Origin of the sequence: Enterobacter kobei (assembly GCF_001729765.1) — a bacterium.
Taxonomy (GTDB): Bacteria; Pseudomonadota; Gammaproteobacteria; order Enterobacterales; family Enterobacteriaceae; genus Enterobacter; species Enterobacter kobei.
The window spans coordinates 1,378,380-1,394,538 of record NZ_CP017181.1 but is presented as its reverse complement, the minus strand read 5'-3'; the positions used below and the strand labels follow the sequence as shown (position 1 = coordinate 1,394,538).

Genomic DNA, 16,159 nt, shown 5'->3' with positions numbered 1-16,159 from the left:
TCGGGGCTATTTTTAATCAATCGATTGATTGATTTTTAATGCCGCCATGAATACGACCCCAACGACAACCAAAGGTGAACAGGCCAAAAGCCAGCTGATTGCTGCCGCGCTGGCGCAGTTTGGCGAGTATGGCCTGCACGCGACCACGCGAGATATCGCCGCCCAGGCCGGGCAAAACATTGCGGCGATCACCTACTATTTTGGCTCAAAAGAGGATTTGTACCTCGCCTGCGCCCAGTGGATTGCCGATTTTATCGGCACACATTTTCGTCCGCACGTTGAAGAAGCCAGCGAGCTGTTGAGCCAGCCGACGCCGGATCGTGACGCTATCCGGCGGCTTATCCTGAATGCCTGCCATAATATGATCCGCCTGCTGACGCACGACGATACGCTCAACCTGAGTAAGTTTATCTCCCGCGAGCAGCTCTCCCCTACAACTGCCTATCAGCTGGTACACGATCAGGTCATTGCTCCGATGCATACCCACCTGACCCACCTGATCGCCGCCTATACTGGGCGGGACGCCAGCGATACCGTGACCATTTTGCATACCCATGCCCTGCTGGGTGAAATCCTTGCCTTTCGTCTGGGGCGGGAAACCATCCTGTTACGCACCGGCTGGACACAATTCGATGAGGATAAAGCCGCGCAGATTAGCCAGGTCATCACCTGTCATCTCGATCTGATCCTGCAAGGCTTAACGCAAAGGAGCCTGAAGTCATGAAAAAACCTGTCGCCATCATTCTGGTGGTTGTTGTTTTGCTTGCCGCGGGCGTCGGTGGCTGGCTGTGGTATCAGAGCCATCAGGACCGGGGCCTGACGCTGTACGGTAATGTGGATATTCGTACCGTGAATATGAGCTTCCGCGTGGGTGGCCGTCTCGCCTCGCTGAGCGTTGACGAAGGCGATGCCATTAAACGCGGGCAGACGCTGGGCATGCTGGATAAAGCCCCCTACGAGAACGCCCTGATGCAGGCCAAAGCCGGCGTTTCCGTTGCCCAGGCGCAATATGACCTGATGCTGGCGGGTTATCGTGACGAAGAGATCGCCCAGGCCGCCGCTGCCGTTAAGCAGGCGAAAGCTGCCTACGACTACGCGCAGAATTTCTATAACCGTCAGCAGGGGCTGTGGAAAAGCCGCACCATTTCAGCCAACGATCTGGAGAATGCGCGTTCATCCCGCGACCAGGCGCAGGCGACGCTGAAATCCGCGCAGGATAAATTAAGCCAGTACACCACCGGTAACCGCCCGCAGGACATTGCCCAGGCCAAAGCCAGCCTTGAACAGGCGCAGGCGCAGCTGGCCCAGGCAGAGCTGGATCTGCATGATACAACCCTCATCGCCCCGTCTGACGGTACGCTGATGACCCGTGCCGTGGAGCCGGGCAGCATGCTCAGCGCGGGCAGCACCGTATTAACGCTCTCCCTGACCCGCCCGGTCTGGGTGCGCGCCTACATTGACGAGCCAAATCTCGGCCAGATGCAGCCGGGCCGCGAGCTGCTGCTCTATACCGATGGTCGTCCGGATAAGCCGTATCACGGCAAAGTCGGCTTTGTCTCCCCCACCGCCGAATTCACCCCGAAAACCGTTGAAACGCCGGACCTGCGTACCGACCTGGTGTACCGTCTGCGCATCATCGTCACCGATGCGGACGACGCGCTGCGTCAGGGCATGCCCGTTACCGTAAAAGTGAACAACGGGGAACGACATGAATGACGCGGTTATCCAGCTCAACAATCTGGTCAAACGCTTCGCAGGGATGGACAAACCGGCGGTCGCCCCGCTGAACTGCACCATTCAGAAAGGCTATGTGACCGGCCTGGTCGGCCCGGACGGCGCAGGCAAAACCACGCTGATGCGGATGCTGGCCGGTTTGCTAAAGCCGGATGAAGGCACAGCCAGCGTGCTTGGCCTTGACCCCATCAAAGACGACGGCGCGCTCCACGCCATGCTCGGCTATATGCCGCAGAAGTTTGGTCTGTATGAAGATCTGACGGTGATGGAAAACCTGAACCTGTATGCCGACCTGCGCAGCGTGACCGGCGAAACCCGGCAGAAAACCTTCGCCCGCCTGCTTGAGTTCACCTCCCTCGGCCCGTTCACCGACCGGCTGGCGGGCAAGCTCTCCGGCGGGATGAAGCAAAAGCTGGGGCTGGCCTGTACGCTCGTCGGCGAACCAAAGGTCCTGCTGCTGGACGAGCCCGGCGTCGGCGTGGACCCCATCTCCCGCCGTGAGCTGTGGCAGATGGTGCACGAGCTGGCAGGCGACGGGATGCTGATCCTCTGGAGCACCTCCTACCTCGACGAAGCGGAACAGTGCCGGGACGTGCTGCTGATGAACGAAGGCGAGCTGCTTTATCAAGGCGAGCCAACGACGTTGACGCAGAGCATGGCCGGACGCAGTTTCCTCCTCCACAGCCCGCAGGAGTCCAACCGCAGGCTGCTGCAGCGAGTGCTGAAACTGCCGCAGGTGAGCGACGGGATGATTCAGGGTCGGTCCGTGCGCGTAATCCTCAAAAAGGAGGCCACCGTCGAGGATATTCGCCGCGCGCCTGGCATGCCTGAAATTGAAATGGCAGAGACGGCGCCGCGCTTTGAAGATGCGTTTATCGACCTGCTGGGCGGTGCGGGGACATCGGAATCGCCTCTCGGCGCGATCCTCCACACGGTTGAAGGTACGCCGGGCGAGACGGTGATTGAAGCCAAATCCCTGACCAAAAAGTTCGGCGATTTCGCCGCCACCGATAACGTCAACTTTGCGGTAAAACGCGGCGAGATTTTTGGCCTGCTCGGGCCGAACGGCGCGGGGAAATCCACCACCTTTAAAATGATGTGTGGCCTGCTGGTGCCGACGTCCGGCAAGGCGCTGGTGCTGGATATGGATCTCAAAGTCAGCTCCGGCAAGGCGCGCCAGCATCTGGGCTATATGGCACAGAAATTCTCGTTGTATGGCAACCTGACCGTCGAGCAGAATCTGCGCTTTTTCTCCGGCGTGTACGGCCTGCGCGGGCGCGCGCAGAACGAGAAAATCCGCCGCATGAGCGATGCCTTCGGGTTAACGAATATTGCCTCCCACGCCACCGACGAACTGCCCCTCGGCTTTAAGCAGCGCCTCGCGCTGGCCTGCTCGCTGATGCACGAGCCCGATATTCTTTTCCTCGATGAGCCGACCTCCGGGGTGGATCCCCTCACCCGCCGCGAGTTCTGGCTGCATATCAACAGCATGGTGGAGAAAGGGGTGACGGTGATGGTGACCACCCACTTTATGGATGAGGCGGAATACTGCGACCGCATCGGGCTGGTCTATCGCGGCAAGCTGATTGCCCACGGCACCCCGGACGACCTGAAAAACCAGGCCGCCGACGATGCCGTGCCAGACCCGACCATGGAGCAGGCGTTTATCACCCTCATCCACGACTGGGATAAGGAGAATGCCCATGCGCAGTAACGCCCTTTCCTGGCGCCGGGTGCGCGCGTTATGCATAAAAGAGACGCGGCAGATCGTGCGTGACCCGAGTAGCTGGCTGATTGCGGTGGTGATCCCCCTGCTGCTGCTGTTCATCTTTGGCTACGGCATCAACCTCGACTCCAGCAAGCTGCGGGTCGGCATTTTGCTGGAGCAGCAGAGCGAAGAGGCGCTGGACTTCACCCACGCCATGACCGGCTCGCCGTACATTGACGCCACCATCAGCGATAACCGGCAGGCGCTGATCCAGAAGATGCAGGCCGGGAAAATTCGCGGGCTGGTGGTCATCCCGGTGGATTTCGCCGCCAATATGGCGCGGGCGAATGCCGACGCGCCGATCCAGGTGATTACCGACGGCAGCGAACCGAACACTGCGAACTTCGTTCAGGGCTACGTGGAGGGGATCTGGCAGCTATGGCAGATGCAGCGTGCCGAAGACCGGGGGGAGACGTTTGAACCGCTCATCGACGTGCAAACACGCTACTGGTTTAACCCTGCCGCTATCAGCCAGCACTTTATCATTCCGGGCGCGGTGACGATTATCATGACGGTGATTGGCGCGATCCTGACCTCGCTGGTGATCGCCCGCGAGTGGGAGCGTGGCACCATGGAGGCGCTGCTCTCCACAGAAGTGACGCGCGTCGAGCTGCTGCTGTGCAAGCTCATCCCCTACTATTTCCTCGGCATGCTGGCGATGCTGCTCTGCATGCTTGTCGCCGTCTTTATCCTCGGCGTGCCGTACCGCGGCTCGCTGGTGGTGCTGTTTTTTATCACCAGCCTGTTTTTACTCAGCACGCTGGGGATGGGGCTGCTCATCTCCACCATCACCCGCAACCAGTTTAACGCCGCGCAGGTGGCGCTCAACGCCGCCTTTTTACCGTCGATTATGCTGTCCGGGTTTATTTTCCAGATAGACAGTATGCCAGCGGTGATCCGCGCCGTGACCTACATCATTCCGGCGCGTTATTTCGTGAGCACGCTGCAAAGCCTGTTCCTGGCGGGGAATATTCCGGTGGTGCTGATTATCAACACGCTGTTTTTAATGGCGTCAGCGGTGATGTTTATCGGATTGACGTGGTTGAAAACCAAACGGCGTCTGGATTAAGGAGCGAACATGTTTCACCGACTATGGACGTTAATACGAAAAGAGCTGCAATCCCTGCTGCGCGAGCCGCAAACCCGCGCCATTCTGGTTTTGCCGGTGCTGATCCAGGTGTTGCTGTTCCCCTTTGCCGCGACGCTTGAGGTGACCAACGCCACCATCGCCATTTACAACGAAGACAACGGTAAACATTCCGTCGAGCTGACGCAGCGCTTTGCCCGTGCAAAAGCGTTTACCCATATCCTGCTGCTGAAAAGCCCGCAGGAAATCCAGCCGACCATCGATACGCAAAAAGCCCTGCTGCTGGTGCGCTTCCCGGCAGATTTTTCCCGTAACCTGGATACCTTCCAGACCGCGCCGATGCAGCTTATCCTCGACGGGCGCAACTCTAACAGCGCCCAGATTGCGGCCAACTATCTGCAGCAGGTGGTGAAGAATTATCAGCAGGAGCTGATGGACGGCAAACCAAAGCCCAACAACAGCGAGCTGGTGGTGCGTAACTGGTACAACCCGAATCTGGACTACAAATGGTTTGTGGTGCCGTCGCTGATCGCCATGATCACCACCATCGGGGTGATGATCGTCACCTCCCTGTCCGTCGCCCGCGAGCGGGAGCAAGGTACGCTGGATCAGCTGCTGGTTTCCCCGCTCGCGACCTGGCAAATCTTTGTTGGCAAAGCGGTGCCGGCGCTGATTGTCGCGACATTTCAGGCCACTATCGTGCTGGGCGTGGGAATTTGGGCCTATCAAATCCCGTTTGCCGGTTCGCTGGCGCTGTTTTACTTCACGATGGTGATTTACGGGCTGTCGCTGGTGGGGTTTGGGCTGTTAATTTCGGCGCTGTGCTCGACGCAGCAGCAGGCGTTTATCGGCGTGTTTGTCTTTATGATGCCAGCGATTTTGCTCTCCGGGTACGTTTCCCCTGTCGAGAACATGCCGGTGTGGCTGCAGGACATCACATGGATAAACCCGATACGCCACTTCACGGACATTACCAAGCAGATCTATCTGAAGGATGCGAGTCTGGATATTGTCTGGGGGAGTTTGTGGCCGCTACTGGTCATAGCGGCCACGACGGGGTCAGTGGCGTACGCGATGTTTAGACGCAACATTGCGTAGCTTTTTCTCTTTGGTGAGCAATGAGACCACCGCAGGCCCTGCAAGGATTGCGAGACCCGCCAGGGCCAGCAGCAGGTTGTTTTGCAGCACGCGTGACAGCAGCCAAAGCACAATCATCGCGGCACCAAAGTACCAGGTGGTGGTGAGCTCTTCGAGCACATCACCCACCTCGCGCCAGCGCGCTTCATGGTGGCGCTGTAAGAACAGCATCGACAGCACGGTGACGCCATAGAGGACGCATAGCCCCAGGCCAACACGCACCAGCGTGCCGCTCATCCAGCCCATCACCAGTACGGCCACGACCAGTAAATGCAACATTATCTGCCAGCAACTTAACCCCGTTGCGACACGAACACGTTGTTGCCACTTCATGGCTTCTCTCCTGAAGGATTTTATCTGCTTAATCAGACTACCGCACTTTACGGAAAATTCCGTAACGCCGCATCTTTTTGTGACGCCGACTACACTTTATTTTCATTGGGATAGTCACTCAGGAAGGGGCTTATGACTCAAAAAATGCAGCATTTCTCGCTTAAAGTGCTGACGATAAACATTCATAAAGGCTTCACAGCATTTAATCGCCGCTTCATTTTACCGGAGCTGCGCGACGCGGTTCGCACCGTCAGCGCGGACATTGTCTGCCTGCAGGAGGTGATGGGCGCGCACGAGGTGCATCCCATGCATTTCGAGAACTGGCCCGATACGCCGCACTATGAATTTCTGGCCGACACGATGTGGAGTGATTACGCCTACGGGCGCAACGCGGTCTATCCGGAAGGCCATCACGGGAACGCGGTGCTGTCACGTTTTCCTATCGAACATTATGAGAACCGGGACGTTTCCGTGGGTGAGAGCGAAAAGCGCGGGCTGCTATACTGCCGCATCGCGCCACCGGCACTCACGGTGCCCATTCATGTCGGTTGCGTGCATCTTGGCCTGCGCGAAGCCCACCGTCAGGCGCAGCTACAGATGCTGGCTGACTGGACCAATGCGCTTCCCGACGGAGAACCCGTGGTCGTGGCCGGTGATTTTAACGACTGGCGGCAGCGCGCGAACCATCCTCTGAAAGTCAATGCAGGGCTGGAGGAGATTTTTACCCGGGCCCATGGTCGCCCGGCACGGACGTTCCCGGTGCGCTTTCCCCTGCTGCGCCTGGACCGTATCTACGTGAAAAATGCCCATGCCAGCAGCCCGACGGCGCTGGCCTTACTTAACTGGCGACATCTGTCCGACCATGCCCCGCTCAGCGCGGAGATCCACTTATGAAATGTTCCTGGCAGGAAGGCAACCGGATCTCGCTGCTGGTCAACGGCGACGAGTATTACCCGGCCGTCTTTAAGGCGATTGATAACGCTAAGCAGAGAGTGATCCTCGAAACCTTTATCTGGTTCGAGGACGACGTGGGCAAACAGTTACACAGCGTACTGCTGCGTGCCGCCCGGCGCGGCGTCAAAATTGAAGCGCTGCTGGACGGCTATGGCTCACCGGACCTCAGCGACGGGTTCGTGAATGAACTGACCGCTGCGGGCGTGGTGTTCCGCTACTACGATCCCGGCCCGCGCCTGTTTGGCATGCGTACCAACCTTTTCCGGCGGATGCACCGCAAAATTGTGGTGGTGGATGAGACGGTGGCGTTTGTCGGCGGCATTAACTACTCCGCTGAACATATGTCCGACTACGGCCCGGAAGCAAAACAGGATTACGCCATTCGCATTGAGGGCCCGGTAGTACAGGACATCGTATTATTCGAACTGGAGAACCTGCCGGGGAAAGAGGCCGTTCGCCGCTGGTGGAAACGCCGCCATCGCCCGGAGGAGAACCGCAAGCCCGGCGAAGCGCAGGCCCTTTTCGTCTGGCGCGATAACGGCGAGCACCGGGACGATATTGAACGCCATTACCTGAAGATGCTCGCCAACGCGAAGCGCGAAGTGATCATTGCTAACGCCTACTTTTTCCCGGGCTATCGCCTGCTGCATGCCATGCGTAATGCGGCCCGGCGCGGCGTACGGGTGAAGCTGATTGTGCAGGGCGAGCCGGATATGCCGATAGTCAAAGTTGGCGCGCGGCTGCTGTATAACTATCTGGTCAAAGGCGGCGTTCAGATCTACGAATATCGCCGTCGGCCGCTACATGGCAAAGTCGCGCTGATGGACGATCACTGGGCCACCGTCGGCTCCAGCAACCTGGATCCGCTGAGCTTATCGCTGAATCTCGAAGCTAACCTGATCATCCACGATCGCCAGTTTAATCAGACCCTGCGGGATAATTTGCAGGCCCTGATTGTTAACGACTGCGTGCGCGTGGATGAGTCTATGGTGCCGAAACGCACCTGGTGGAACCTGGGCATCAGCGTAGTGGTGTTCCACTTCCTGCGTCATTTCCCGGCGATGGTCGGCTGGCTGCCAGCGCATACGCCGAAGCTGGCGCAGGTGGACCCGCCGGTACAACCCGAAATGGAAACCCAGGACCGCGTTGAAGCGGAAGATGGAGGCAAACCCTGATGTCGAAATCACATCCGCGCTGGCGGCTGGCGAAAAAAATTCTCACCTGGGTGTTCTTTATTGCGGTCGCCGTGCTGCTGGTAGTGTATGCCCAAAAAGTTGACTGGGAGGAGGTGTGGAAAGTTATCCGCAACTACAACCGGATGGTGCTGCTGGGCGCGACAGGGCTGGTGATCGTGAGCTACCTGATGTACGGCTGCTACGACCTGCTGGGCCGGGCATACTGCGGCCACAAGCTGGCTAAACGCCAGGTGATGCTGGTGTCGTTTATTTGCTACGCCTTCAACCTGACGCTGAGTACCTGGGTCGGGGGGATTGGCATGCGCTATCGCCTCTACTCGCGTCTCGGGCTGCCGGGCGGGACCATAACACGCATTTTTTCCCTGAGCATCACCACTAACTGGCTGGGCTATATTCTGCTCGGCGGGGTGATTTTCACCATCGGCGTGGTCCAGCTGCCCGCGCACTGGTACATCGATGAAGCCACGCTGCGTATTCTCGGCATCGTGCTGCTGCTGATTATCGCTTTTTATCTGTGGGCCTGCGCGTTTGCTAAACGCCGTCATATGACCCTCAGAGGGCAGAAACTGGTATTGCCGTCGTGGAAGTTTGCCATGCTGCAGATGGCGGTATCCAGCGCTAACTGGATGGCGATGGGAGCAATTATCTGGCTGTTGATTGGCGAGGACGTGAATTACTTCTTCGTGCTGGGCGTGCTGCTGGTGAGCAGTATCGCCGGGGTTATTGTGCATATCCCGGCGGGGATTGGGGTGCTGGAGGCGGTGTTCATTGCGCTTCTGGCCGGAGAGCATGTTTCTCAGGGAGCGATTATTGCCGCCCTGCTCGCCTACCGCATGCTCTATTACTTCCTGCCGCTGGCGCTGGCCACGGTCTGTTATCTGGTGCTGGAGAGTCGGGCGAAGAAACTACGGGCGAAGAATGAGAGGATGTTAGCGAAGTGAATAAGTCGGGTGGCTGCTTCGCCTTACCCGACCTACGGTTCGCGTTTCGTAGGCCGGGTAAGGCGAAGCCGCCACCCGGCAAAACAACCTTAACGACGGTTGCCGAAAATACGCAGCAACATCAGGAACAGGTTGATGAAGTCCAGATAGAGCGTCAGCGCGCCCAGAATCGAGTATTTGCGCAGGTTTGAACTGTCGCGCACGTCGATCTGCTCGCCGATGTTTTTCAGCTTCTGGGTGTCATACGCCGTCAGCCCAACGAAGACCACCACACCAATGTAGGTCACGGCCCACATCAGCGCTTCACTCTTCAGCCACAGGTTCACCAGCGACGCCAGCACAATCCCGATCAGCCCCATAAACAGCATGCTGCCGAAACCACTCAGGTCACGTTTGGTGGTGTAGCCGTAAAGGCTCATCGCGCCGAACATCCCGCCGGTTACCACAAACGTGCTGGCAATGGAGGAGTAGGTGTAGACGATGAAAATACTGGAAAGCGTCAGCCCCGTTAGCGCCGAATAGAGCATAAACAGCGTGGTCGCCATCCCCGCACTGAGCTTTTGCACCAGCCCGGAGAGGACAAACACCAGCGCCAGCTGCGCGATAATCAGCCCAAAGAAGGTGATTTTGCTGGAGAAGATAAACATCATCAGTTCAGGCGTGTTCGCCGCATACCACGCGATAAACGCGGTAAGCAGCAGGCCAACTGTCATCCAGCCGTACACCTGAGCCATATACGTCTGCAGGCCGCTACGGGTCTGCTGTACTATTGAATCGGAACGCGGAAATCGGTCCATGATTCACTCCTGATTAAGATTAAGTAGACACACACGTTAAGATTAACACATCCACGTCAACCGACTACCAACGGCTGGCGGCTTGTTTATCGCTATCGCGGGATTCCACCCAGCGCTCCCCTTCCGGCGTCGCTTCCCGCTTCCAGAACGGCGCTTTAGTTTTGAGGTAATCCATCATGAACTCCCCTGCCGCAAACGCGCTGCCGCGGTGCGCGCTGGTCACGCCCACGAAGACAATCTCTTCGCCTGGCCACATCTCGCCGATGCGGTGGATCACCGTGACGCGCCCGAGCGGCCAGCGGCCTCGCGCTTCTTCCACAATGGCCGCCAGCGATTTCTCCGTCATGCCCGGGTAGTGCTCCAGCGTCAGCGCCTTTACGCTGTCACCGAGGTTGTGGTTACGCACCTTGCCAGTGAACGTCACGACCGCGCCGTCTTCGTCACGTTCGGCCAGCCAGTCATATTCTGTCCCCACGTTAAAACGCGCCGGGCTCACCAGAATTCGGGTCTCAGCCATCTTAACCCCCTGTGACCGGCGGAAAGAAGGCCACTTCATCCCCTGCGGTTAGTGGATGGCTGAACTCAACCAGCGTCTGGTTCACGGCGGCCAGCAGCTTACTTTCGTCCAGCGCCAGCGCCCAGCGTTCGCCCTGTGCGGCCAGATGCGCACGCAGGGCGGCGACGTTTTCAAAAGAGCCCTCCAGCGTCAGGCTGTCGGTATTCACCAGCTCGCGCACCTGGGCAAAAAAGAGCACCTTAATCATGGCTGTCCACCTTAAAATCACCGGATTTGCCGCCGCTTTTTGCCAGCAGGCGAACCGGGCCAATCACCATATCTTTCTGCACCGCTTTACACATGTCGTAGATGGTCAGCGCGGCAACGGAGGCTGCCGTCAGGGCTTCCATCTCAACGCCGGTCTTCCCGGTTAAGCGGCACAGGGACTCAATGCGCACCCGATTATGCTCCGGCTGCGCCTGCAGGTTCACTTCCACCTTGCTAAGCATCAGCGGATGGCAAAGGGGAATGAGGTCCCAGGTGCGCTTGGCGGCCTGAATACCGGCGATGCGGGCGGTGGCAAAGACGTCACCCTTGTGGTGGCTGCCGTCGATAATCATCGCCAGCGTTTCCGGCTGCATGGTAACGAACGCTTCCGCGCGCGCCTCGCGCACCGTTTCCGCTTTGGCGGAGACATCCACCATATGCGCTTCGCCGGCGGCGTTAATGTGGGTCAGTTGTGACATAGCTTATTTCTTTAAATGGGGATGGAAATTACACGGACGGGTACGGGCATCCAGCTGCGGGGCGATGATGTTTTCCCATGCGGTGCGGCAGGCTTTGGTCGAGCCCGGCATGGCGAAAATCAGGGTGTTGTTGGCCACCCCGGCGACGGCGCGCGATTGCAGCGTGGAGGTACCAATCTCCTCAAAGGAGAGCATGCGGAATACTTCGCCGAAGCCTTCCACTTCGCGGTCAAACAGCGGGATCAGCGCTTCAGGCGCCTGATCGCCTGCGGTAAAACCGGTGCCGCCGGTGATCAATACCACCTGCACTTCATCGCTGGCAATCCACTGCGAAACCTGCGCGCGAATGGCGTAGCGGTTCTCTTTCACAATCGCTTTATCGACGATGTGATGCCCCGCATCATGGGCCGCCTCGCGCAGCCAGTGGCCGGACGTATCATCCTCTTCGCCACGGCGGTCGGAAACGGTAAGAATAGCAATGCGTGTCGGGATAAATTCTGCGCTTACCTGACTCATCTTCTGATTCCTTCTTAAGCCTGATCACCCGCCAATATAAGACAGGTTCTGAGTAATGCCGGTGTTGCCCTGATGCAGGAAGTGGGTCTGTTTTTTGTGCGTCAGCGCTTCAGAAATGCGCGCTTCAAGCGCTTCCTGCTGAGTATCGTCTTCCAGCAGATCGCGCAGATCTACGCCGCCGTCGCCGAAGAGGCAGAGATGGAGCTTGCCCACGGAGGAGACGCGCAGACGGTTACAGCTGGCGCAGAAGTCTTTCTCATAGGGCATGATAAGCCCAATCTCACCCTCGTAATCCGGGTGGCAGAAGACCTGCGCCGGGCCGTCGCTGCGCTGGCGGATCTGGTGGATCCAGCCGCGTTTGAGCAGCTCGTCGCGCAACACCATGCCGGAAATGTGATGGCGGCGGAACAGGTCACTGCCCTCACCGGTTTCCATCAGCTCGATAAAACGCAGCTGGATTGGGCGAGATTTTATCCACGCCAGGAAGGTATCGAGCTGATGATGGTTCACATCACGCATCAGCACCGTATTGACTTTGACTTTCTCGAACCCGGCCGCAAATGCCGCGTCGATGCCGTCCATCACCTGGCGGAACTTGTCCTGGCCGGTAATGGCGTGAAACTGGCGGGCATCGAGGCTGTCCACGCTGACGTTGATGGCGGTTAAGCCCGCGTCGCGCCAGGTCGCCACATCACGCGCCATCCGGTAACCGTTGGTGGTCACCGCAATCTGGCGGATATGTTCGTTTTCACGCACGGCGGCAATGATGTCGGGGAAATCACGGCGCAGAGAAGGTTCGCCTCCGGTCAGCCTGACCTTTTCGGTGCCAAGCCCGGAGAACGCGCGCGTAACGCGGCGCACCTCATCCACGGAGAGAAAGCCGTTATTGGTGACGCTGCCCGGTTTGTAACCGTCGGGCAGGCAGTAGGTGCAACGGAAGTTGCACACATCGGTAATAGACAGACGTAAGTAATAAAACTTACGCGCGAAAGCATCAGTCAGTTGTGAAGCCATGTACACCTTTCCAGATACGGGAGGCACAGTCATTTCTTTCTGTACCCTGGTGGCAGATCCGCCACGGCCAGAGCGCCATATCTTTCGACACAGGCACAAAGGCTAGAGTGTATGTTTTCAAATTCGAAAACGTGGTTATGGCGATAGTAGCGCGGAAATTCTCACTTCGCCATCATCGCCTTTCGCTATATAATTATGTATATAGCGACTCAATCGTGCATTTTCGCTACAGATTACCTAAAAACCTTCTTTTCGCATTGATATACGTCATTTTGCTTCGTATGAGGCATCGTCTTTTAGGGGTAGTTCAGGTAGTGTTACGCAGATCAAACGTGATAAGGAATTGGTATGCGCAATCGCACTTTTGCGGATCTTGACCGAGTGGTCGCTCTTGGCGGAGGCCACGGTCTGGGCCGGGTGATGTCCTCTTTGTCGTCACTGGGCTCAAGGCTGACAGGGATAGTGACAACCACCGATAATGGCGGCTCAACCGGGCGGATCAGACGTGCCGAAGGCGGCATCGCCTGGGGGGATATGCGCAACTGTCTCAACCAGCTGATTACCGAACCGAGCGTCGCATCAGCGATGTTTGAGTACCGTTTTGGCGGTAATGGGGAACTTTCCGGGCATAACCTTGGAAATTTAATGCTTAAGGCGCTGGATCACCTGAGCGTGCGCCCGCTTGAAGCCATCAACTTGATACGAAATCTGCTGAAAGTGGATGCGTTCCTGATCCCGATGTCTGAACAGCCGGTGGATTTAATGGCCATTGATGCTGACGATCACGAAGTGTACGGCGAAGTGAATATCGACCAGCTTCTGCTGCCGCCAAAAGAGCTGATGACCTACCCGAGCGTACCGGCAACGCGTGAAGCCGTCGAAGCGATTGGCGAAGCGGATTTAATCCTGATTGGCCCGGGCAGTTTTTATACCAGCCTGATGCCGATCCTGCTGGTCAAAGAGCTGGCGCAGGCGCTGCGTCGCACCCCTGCTCCGATGGTTTACATCGGTAATCTGGGGCGTGAGCTGAGCCCGGCGGCGGCAAGCCTGTCGCTGGCAGACAAACTGAGCCTGGTGGAGCAGTACGTCGGCAAGAAAATCATCGACGGCGTGGTGGTTGGGCCTAAGGTGGATGTCTCCGGTATCGGCGAGCGGGTGGTGATTCAGGTGCCGCTGGAGGCCAGCGATATTAAATACCGCCACGACCGCCATCTGCTGCGCGAAGCGCTGGAGAAGGCGATTCAGGCGCTGGGTTAGGTTCGTTTTATGCGGCCTGTTGCCCTCACCCCGGCCCTCTCCCACAGGGAGAGGGAGAAAACACATCACCAACTCACGATGCCGCAATAAACAAATCCCGCAGCTGATGAAGCTGATCGCGGATCTGTGCCGCCTCTTCGAACTCCAGGTTCTGGGCGTGCTGCATCATCTGCGCCTCCAGCTCGTGGATCTTCTGCTGCAGCGCTTTCGGCGTCAGTACGACGGTATCTTCTTCCACCACGGAACGCGCCTTGCCGCGGCCTTTCGCTTTGGTCTTCGCAATGTTCTGACCGAGCGCCAGCATATCCACCACTTTCTTGTTCAGCCCCTGCGGAGTAATGCCGTGCTCTTCGTTATAGCGCTGCTGTTTCTCACGGCGGCGTTCCGTTTCGCCAATCGCTTTCGCCATCGACGGGGTAATTTTGTCGCCGTAGAGAATCGCTTTGCCATTGACGTTACGCGCGGCGCGGCCAATGGTCTGGATCAGCGAGCGCTCGGAACGCAGGAAGCCCTCTTTATCCGCGTCCAGAATCGCCACCAGCGAGACTTCCGGCATATCCAGCCCCTCTCGCAACAGGTTGATCCCTACCAGCACGTCAAACTCACCCAGACGCAGATCGCGGATGATCTCCATACGCTCCACGGTATCGATATCCGAGTGCAGATAACGCACCTTCTCGCCGTGCTCTCCCAGGTACTCCGTCAGGTCTTCCGCCATACGCTTGGTGAGCGTGGTCACCAGCACACGCTCGTTGATGGCGGCACGCTTGCGGATCTCAGAGAGCAGATCGTCCACCTGGGTCGCCACCGGACGCACTTCGATAATCGGATCCAGCAGCCCGGTCGGACGAACCACCTGATCAATCACCTCATCGCCCGATTTCTCCAGCTCGTAGTTGCCCGGCGTGGCCGACACGTAGATAGTCTGCGGCGCCAGCGCCTCAAACTCTTCAAACTTCATCGGCCGGTTATCCAGTGCCGACGGCAGACGGAAGCCGTACTCCACCAGCGTCTCTTTACGCGCGCGGTCACCGCGGTACATCCCGCCAATCTGCGGAATGGTGACGTGGGATTCGTCTATCACCAGCAAGCCGTCGGCCGGGAGGTAGTCAAAAAGCGTCGGCGGCGGCTCACCCGGCCCACGACCTGAGAGGAAACGGGAGTAGTTTTCAATACCGGAGCAGTAGCCGAGCTCGTTCATCATCTCCAGATCGAACTGGGTTCGCTGGCTCAGGCGCTGCTCTTCCAGCAGCTTATTGTTCGCCAGAAGCACCTTACGGCGTTCAGCCAGCTCCACTTTGATCTCTTCCATCGCCTGCACGATACGCTCGCGCGGCGTCACGTAGTGCGTTTTAGGGTAGATGGTAAAACGCTGGATCACCGACTCAACGTGACCGGTTAGCGGGTCAAACAACGATAAACGTTCAACCTCTTCATCAAACAGCTCAACGCGCAGCGCCATATCGTCCGATTCCGCCGGGAAGATGTCGATCACCTCCCCGCGCACGCGGAACGTTCCGCGCTGAAATGCCTGGTCGTTACGGGTGTACTGCAACTCCGCCAGTCGGCGCAAAATCGCACGCTGATCGATGATCATCCCCTGCGTCAGGTGGAGCATCATCTTCAGATAGAGGTCCGGGTCGCCCAGGCCGTAAATCGCCGAAACCGACGCCACCACAACCACATCGCGACGCTCCAGAAGCGCCTTGGTCGCCGACAGTCGCATCTGCTCGATGTGTTCGTTCACTGAGGCATCTTTCTCGATGAAGGTGTCAGAGCTCGGCACATAGGCTTCCGGCTGGTAGTAATCGTAGTAGGAGACGAAATACTCAACGGCGTTCTCCGGGAAGAACTCTTTCATCTCGCCGTAAAGCTGTGCCGCGAGGGTTTTGTTGGGGGCAAGCACCATCGTAGGGCGCTGCAGATCCGCGATCACGTTGGCGATGGTGAACGTTTTACCGGAACCGGTTACCCCCAGCAGCGTCTGGTGCGCAAGCCCATCTTCCAGCCCCTCTTCCAGACGACGGATCGCCCCAGGCTGATCGCCAGATGGACGGAAAGCAGAATTCAGTTTGAACGGTTTACTCATGGGCGACGACCTGATGACGTTATAAGCGGCAGGTGAGTAATTTTACTCGTTGTTGCCAGGAATGCCAGTAAAAAACACTGGATGAAAAACCAGT

At 57.9% G+C, this 16,159-nt stretch carries 17 protein-coding genes and 1 riboswitch; of the genes, 9 read left to right on the top strand and 8 right to left on the bottom strand.

From position 1 onward, the window contains the following. The first annotated feature begins 46 nt into the window (after positions 1-46). Genes cecR through BFV64_RS06610 form a run of 5 tightly spaced genes read left to right on the top strand, consistent with a single transcriptional unit; the run spans position 47 to position 5,687 of the window. The gene (cecR, locus tag BFV64_RS06630; RefSeq protein WP_014883093.1) at positions 47-724 is read left to right on the top strand and encodes a transcriptional regulator CecR; all 678 of its coding nucleotides are present in this window, start codon (positions 47-49) and stop codon (positions 722-724) included. After that, positions 721-1,716 (top strand): secretion protein HlyD, encoded by a 996-nt coding sequence (gene hlyD, locus BFV64_RS06625; protein WP_023332458.1) that lies wholly within the window; start codon positions 721-723, stop codon positions 1,714-1,716. Before cecR ends, hlyD begins: the two co-directional genes overlap by 4 nt. Continuing rightward, the gene (locus BFV64_RS06620; RefSeq protein ID WP_023336950.1) at positions 1,709-3,448 is read left to right on the top strand and encodes an ATP-binding cassette domain-containing protein; all 1,740 of its coding nucleotides are present in this window, start codon (positions 1,709-1,711) and stop codon (positions 3,446-3,448) included. The genes hlyD and BFV64_RS06620 overlap by 8 nt, the downstream gene beginning before the upstream one ends. After that, positions 3,438-4,571: an ABC transporter permease gene (locus BFV64_RS06615; protein ID WP_023332456.1), complete on the top strand. Its 1,134-nt coding sequence runs from the start codon at positions 3,438-3,440 to the stop codon at positions 4,569-4,571. The genes BFV64_RS06620 and BFV64_RS06615 overlap by 11 nt, the downstream gene beginning before the upstream one ends. 9 nt (positions 4,572-4,580) lie before the next feature. After that, complete coding sequence (locus BFV64_RS06610) at positions 4,581-5,687, top strand: ABC transporter permease (RefSeq protein WP_023332455.1); 1,107 nt, start codon at positions 4,581-4,583, stop codon at positions 5,685-5,687. Here BFV64_RS06610 and BFV64_RS06605 read toward each other — a convergent pair. After that, the gene (locus BFV64_RS06605; protein ID WP_014883088.1) at positions 5,649-6,059 is read right to left on the bottom strand and encodes a YbhQ family protein; all 411 of its coding nucleotides are present in this window, start codon (positions 6,057-6,059) and stop codon (positions 5,649-5,651) included. The two genes, BFV64_RS06610 and BFV64_RS06605, sit on opposite strands and share 39 nt — an antisense overlap. Positions 6,060-6,191: 132 nt before the next feature. On the opposite strand from BFV64_RS06605, the gene BFV64_RS06600 reads away from it, so the two are divergent. Genes BFV64_RS06600 through BFV64_RS06590 form a run of 3 tightly spaced genes read left to right on the top strand, consistent with a single transcriptional unit; the run spans position 6,192 to position 9,150 of the window. Continuing rightward, a complete protein-coding gene (locus tag BFV64_RS06600; RefSeq protein ID WP_023332454.1) occupies positions 6,192-6,953 on the top strand; it encodes an endonuclease/exonuclease/phosphatase family protein in 762 nt (253 codons plus the stop codon). Beyond that, positions 6,950-8,188 (top strand): cardiolipin synthase ClsB, encoded by a 1,239-nt coding sequence (clsB, locus tag BFV64_RS06595; protein ID WP_014883086.1) that lies wholly within the window; start codon positions 6,950-6,952, stop codon positions 8,186-8,188. The genes BFV64_RS06600 and clsB overlap by 4 nt, the downstream gene beginning before the upstream one ends. Then, a complete protein-coding gene (locus BFV64_RS06590) occupies positions 8,188-9,150 on the top strand; it encodes a lysylphosphatidylglycerol synthase transmembrane domain-containing protein (protein WP_014883085.1) in 963 nt (320 codons plus the stop codon). The genes clsB and BFV64_RS06590 overlap by 1 nt, the downstream gene beginning before the upstream one ends. Positions 9,151-9,239: 89 nt before the next feature. Here the strand turns inward: BFV64_RS06590 and BFV64_RS06585 are convergent, their stop codons facing one another. The 6 genes from BFV64_RS06585 to moaA all read right to left on the bottom strand — a co-directional run bounded on the left by BFV64_RS06585 (position 9,240) and on the right by moaA (position 12,719). After that, positions 9,240-9,947, bottom strand: a complete 708-nt coding sequence (locus BFV64_RS06585) for a Bax inhibitor-1/YccA family protein (protein WP_014883084.1) — start codon at positions 9,945-9,947, stop codon at positions 9,240-9,242. A 64-nt stretch (positions 9,948-10,011) separates the two neighbouring features. After that, positions 10,012-10,464 carry a molybdopterin synthase catalytic subunit MoaE gene (gene moaE, locus BFV64_RS06580; protein ID WP_014883083.1) on the bottom strand — a complete coding sequence of 151 codons (453 nt, stop codon included), beginning with the start codon at positions 10,462-10,464 and terminating at the stop codon, positions 10,012-10,014. Position 10,465: 1 nt separating this feature from the next. Next, complete coding sequence (gene moaD / locus BFV64_RS06575) at positions 10,466-10,711, bottom strand: molybdopterin synthase sulfur carrier subunit (RefSeq protein ID WP_014883082.1); 246 nt, start codon at positions 10,709-10,711, stop codon at positions 10,466-10,468. Then, entirely contained in the window at positions 10,704-11,189 is a 486-nt protein-coding gene (moaC, locus tag BFV64_RS06570; protein ID WP_014883081.1) for a cyclic pyranopterin monophosphate synthase MoaC, read from the bottom strand. The genes moaD and moaC overlap by 8 nt, the downstream gene beginning before the upstream one ends. Before the next feature lie 3 nt (positions 11,190-11,192). Continuing rightward, positions 11,193-11,705 (bottom strand): molybdenum cofactor biosynthesis protein B, encoded by a 513-nt coding sequence (moaB, locus tag BFV64_RS06565; protein WP_023292963.1) that lies wholly within the window; start codon positions 11,703-11,705, stop codon positions 11,193-11,195. 24 nt (positions 11,706-11,729) lie between these two features. Next, on the bottom strand, positions 11,730-12,719 hold the full coding sequence (gene moaA / locus BFV64_RS06560; protein WP_032637145.1) for a GTP 3',8-cyclase MoaA: 990 nt from the start codon (positions 12,717-12,719) through the stop codon (positions 11,730-11,732). Further along, positions 12,707-12,841: riboswitch (molybdenum cofactor riboswitch) on the bottom strand. (Overlaps the previous gene by 13 nt.) A gap of 226 nt (positions 12,842-13,067) precedes the next feature. Between moaA and yvcK the strand changes: the two genes are divergently transcribed. Beyond that, positions 13,068-13,976 carry a uridine diphosphate-N-acetylglucosamine-binding protein YvcK gene (yvcK, locus tag BFV64_RS06555; RefSeq protein WP_069601832.1) on the top strand — a complete coding sequence of 303 codons (909 nt, stop codon included), beginning with the start codon at positions 13,068-13,070 and terminating at the stop codon, positions 13,974-13,976. A 73-nt stretch (positions 13,977-14,049) separates the two neighbouring features. Here yvcK and uvrB read toward each other — a convergent pair whose 3' ends face one another. Next, positions 14,050-16,065: an excinuclease ABC subunit UvrB gene (gene uvrB / locus BFV64_RS06550; RefSeq protein WP_069601831.1), complete on the bottom strand. Its 2,016-nt coding sequence runs from the start codon at positions 16,063-16,065 to the stop codon at positions 14,050-14,052. Between the last annotated feature and the right edge of the window lie 94 nt (positions 16,066-16,159).

Bases quoted from the DNA above. Each gene is read 5' to 3' on its own strand.
- cecR (WP_014883093.1), top strand. From the start codon at position 47: ATGAATACGACCCCAACGACAACCAAAGGTGAACAGGCCAAAAGCCAG.
- moaE (WP_014883083.1), bottom strand. From the start codon at position 10,464: ATGGCTGAGACCCGAATTCTGGTGAGCCCGGCGCGTTTTAACGTGGGG.
- moaD (WP_014883082.1), bottom strand. From the start codon at position 10,711: ATGATTAAGGTGCTCTTTTTTGCCCAGGTGCGCGAGCTGGTGAATACC.
- BFV64_RS06620 (WP_023336950.1), top strand. From the start codon at position 1,709: ATGAATGACGCGGTTATCCAGCTCAACAATCTGGTCAAACGCTTCGCA.
- BFV64_RS06615 (WP_023332456.1), top strand. From the start codon at position 3,438: ATGCGCAGTAACGCCCTTTCCTGGCGCCGGGTGCGCGCGTTATGCATA.
- moaA (WP_032637145.1), bottom strand. From the start codon at position 12,719: ATGGCTTCACAACTGACTGATGCTTTCGCGCGTAAGTTTTATTACTTA.
- hlyD (WP_023332458.1), top strand. From the start codon at position 721: ATGAAAAAACCTGTCGCCATCATTCTGGTGGTTGTTGTTTTGCTTGCC.
- BFV64_RS06590 (WP_014883085.1), top strand. From the start codon at position 8,188: ATGTCGAAATCACATCCGCGCTGGCGGCTGGCGAAAAAAATTCTCACC.
- uvrB (WP_069601831.1), bottom strand. From the start codon at position 16,065: ATGAGTAAACCGTTCAAACTGAATTCTGCTTTCCGTCCATCTGGCGAT.
- BFV64_RS06600 (WP_023332454.1), top strand. From the start codon at position 6,192: ATGACTCAAAAAATGCAGCATTTCTCGCTTAAAGTGCTGACGATAAAC.
- clsB (WP_014883086.1), top strand. From the start codon at position 6,950: ATGAAATGTTCCTGGCAGGAAGGCAACCGGATCTCGCTGCTGGTCAAC.
- moaC (WP_014883081.1), bottom strand. From the start codon at position 11,189: ATGTCACAACTGACCCACATTAACGCCGCCGGCGAAGCGCATATGGTG.
- BFV64_RS06610 (WP_023332455.1), top strand. From the start codon at position 4,581: ATGTTTCACCGACTATGGACGTTAATACGAAAAGAGCTGCAATCCCTG.
- moaB (WP_023292963.1), bottom strand. From the start codon at position 11,705: ATGAGTCAGGTAAGCGCAGAATTTATCCCGACACGCATTGCTATTCTT.
- yvcK (WP_069601832.1), top strand. From the start codon at position 13,068: ATGCGCAATCGCACTTTTGCGGATCTTGACCGAGTGGTCGCTCTTGGC.
- BFV64_RS06605 (WP_014883088.1), bottom strand. From the start codon at position 6,059: ATGAAGTGGCAACAACGTGTTCGTGTCGCAACGGGGTTAAGTTGCTGG.
- BFV64_RS06585 (WP_014883084.1), bottom strand. From the start codon at position 9,947: ATGGACCGATTTCCGCGTTCCGATTCAATAGTACAGCAGACCCGTAGC.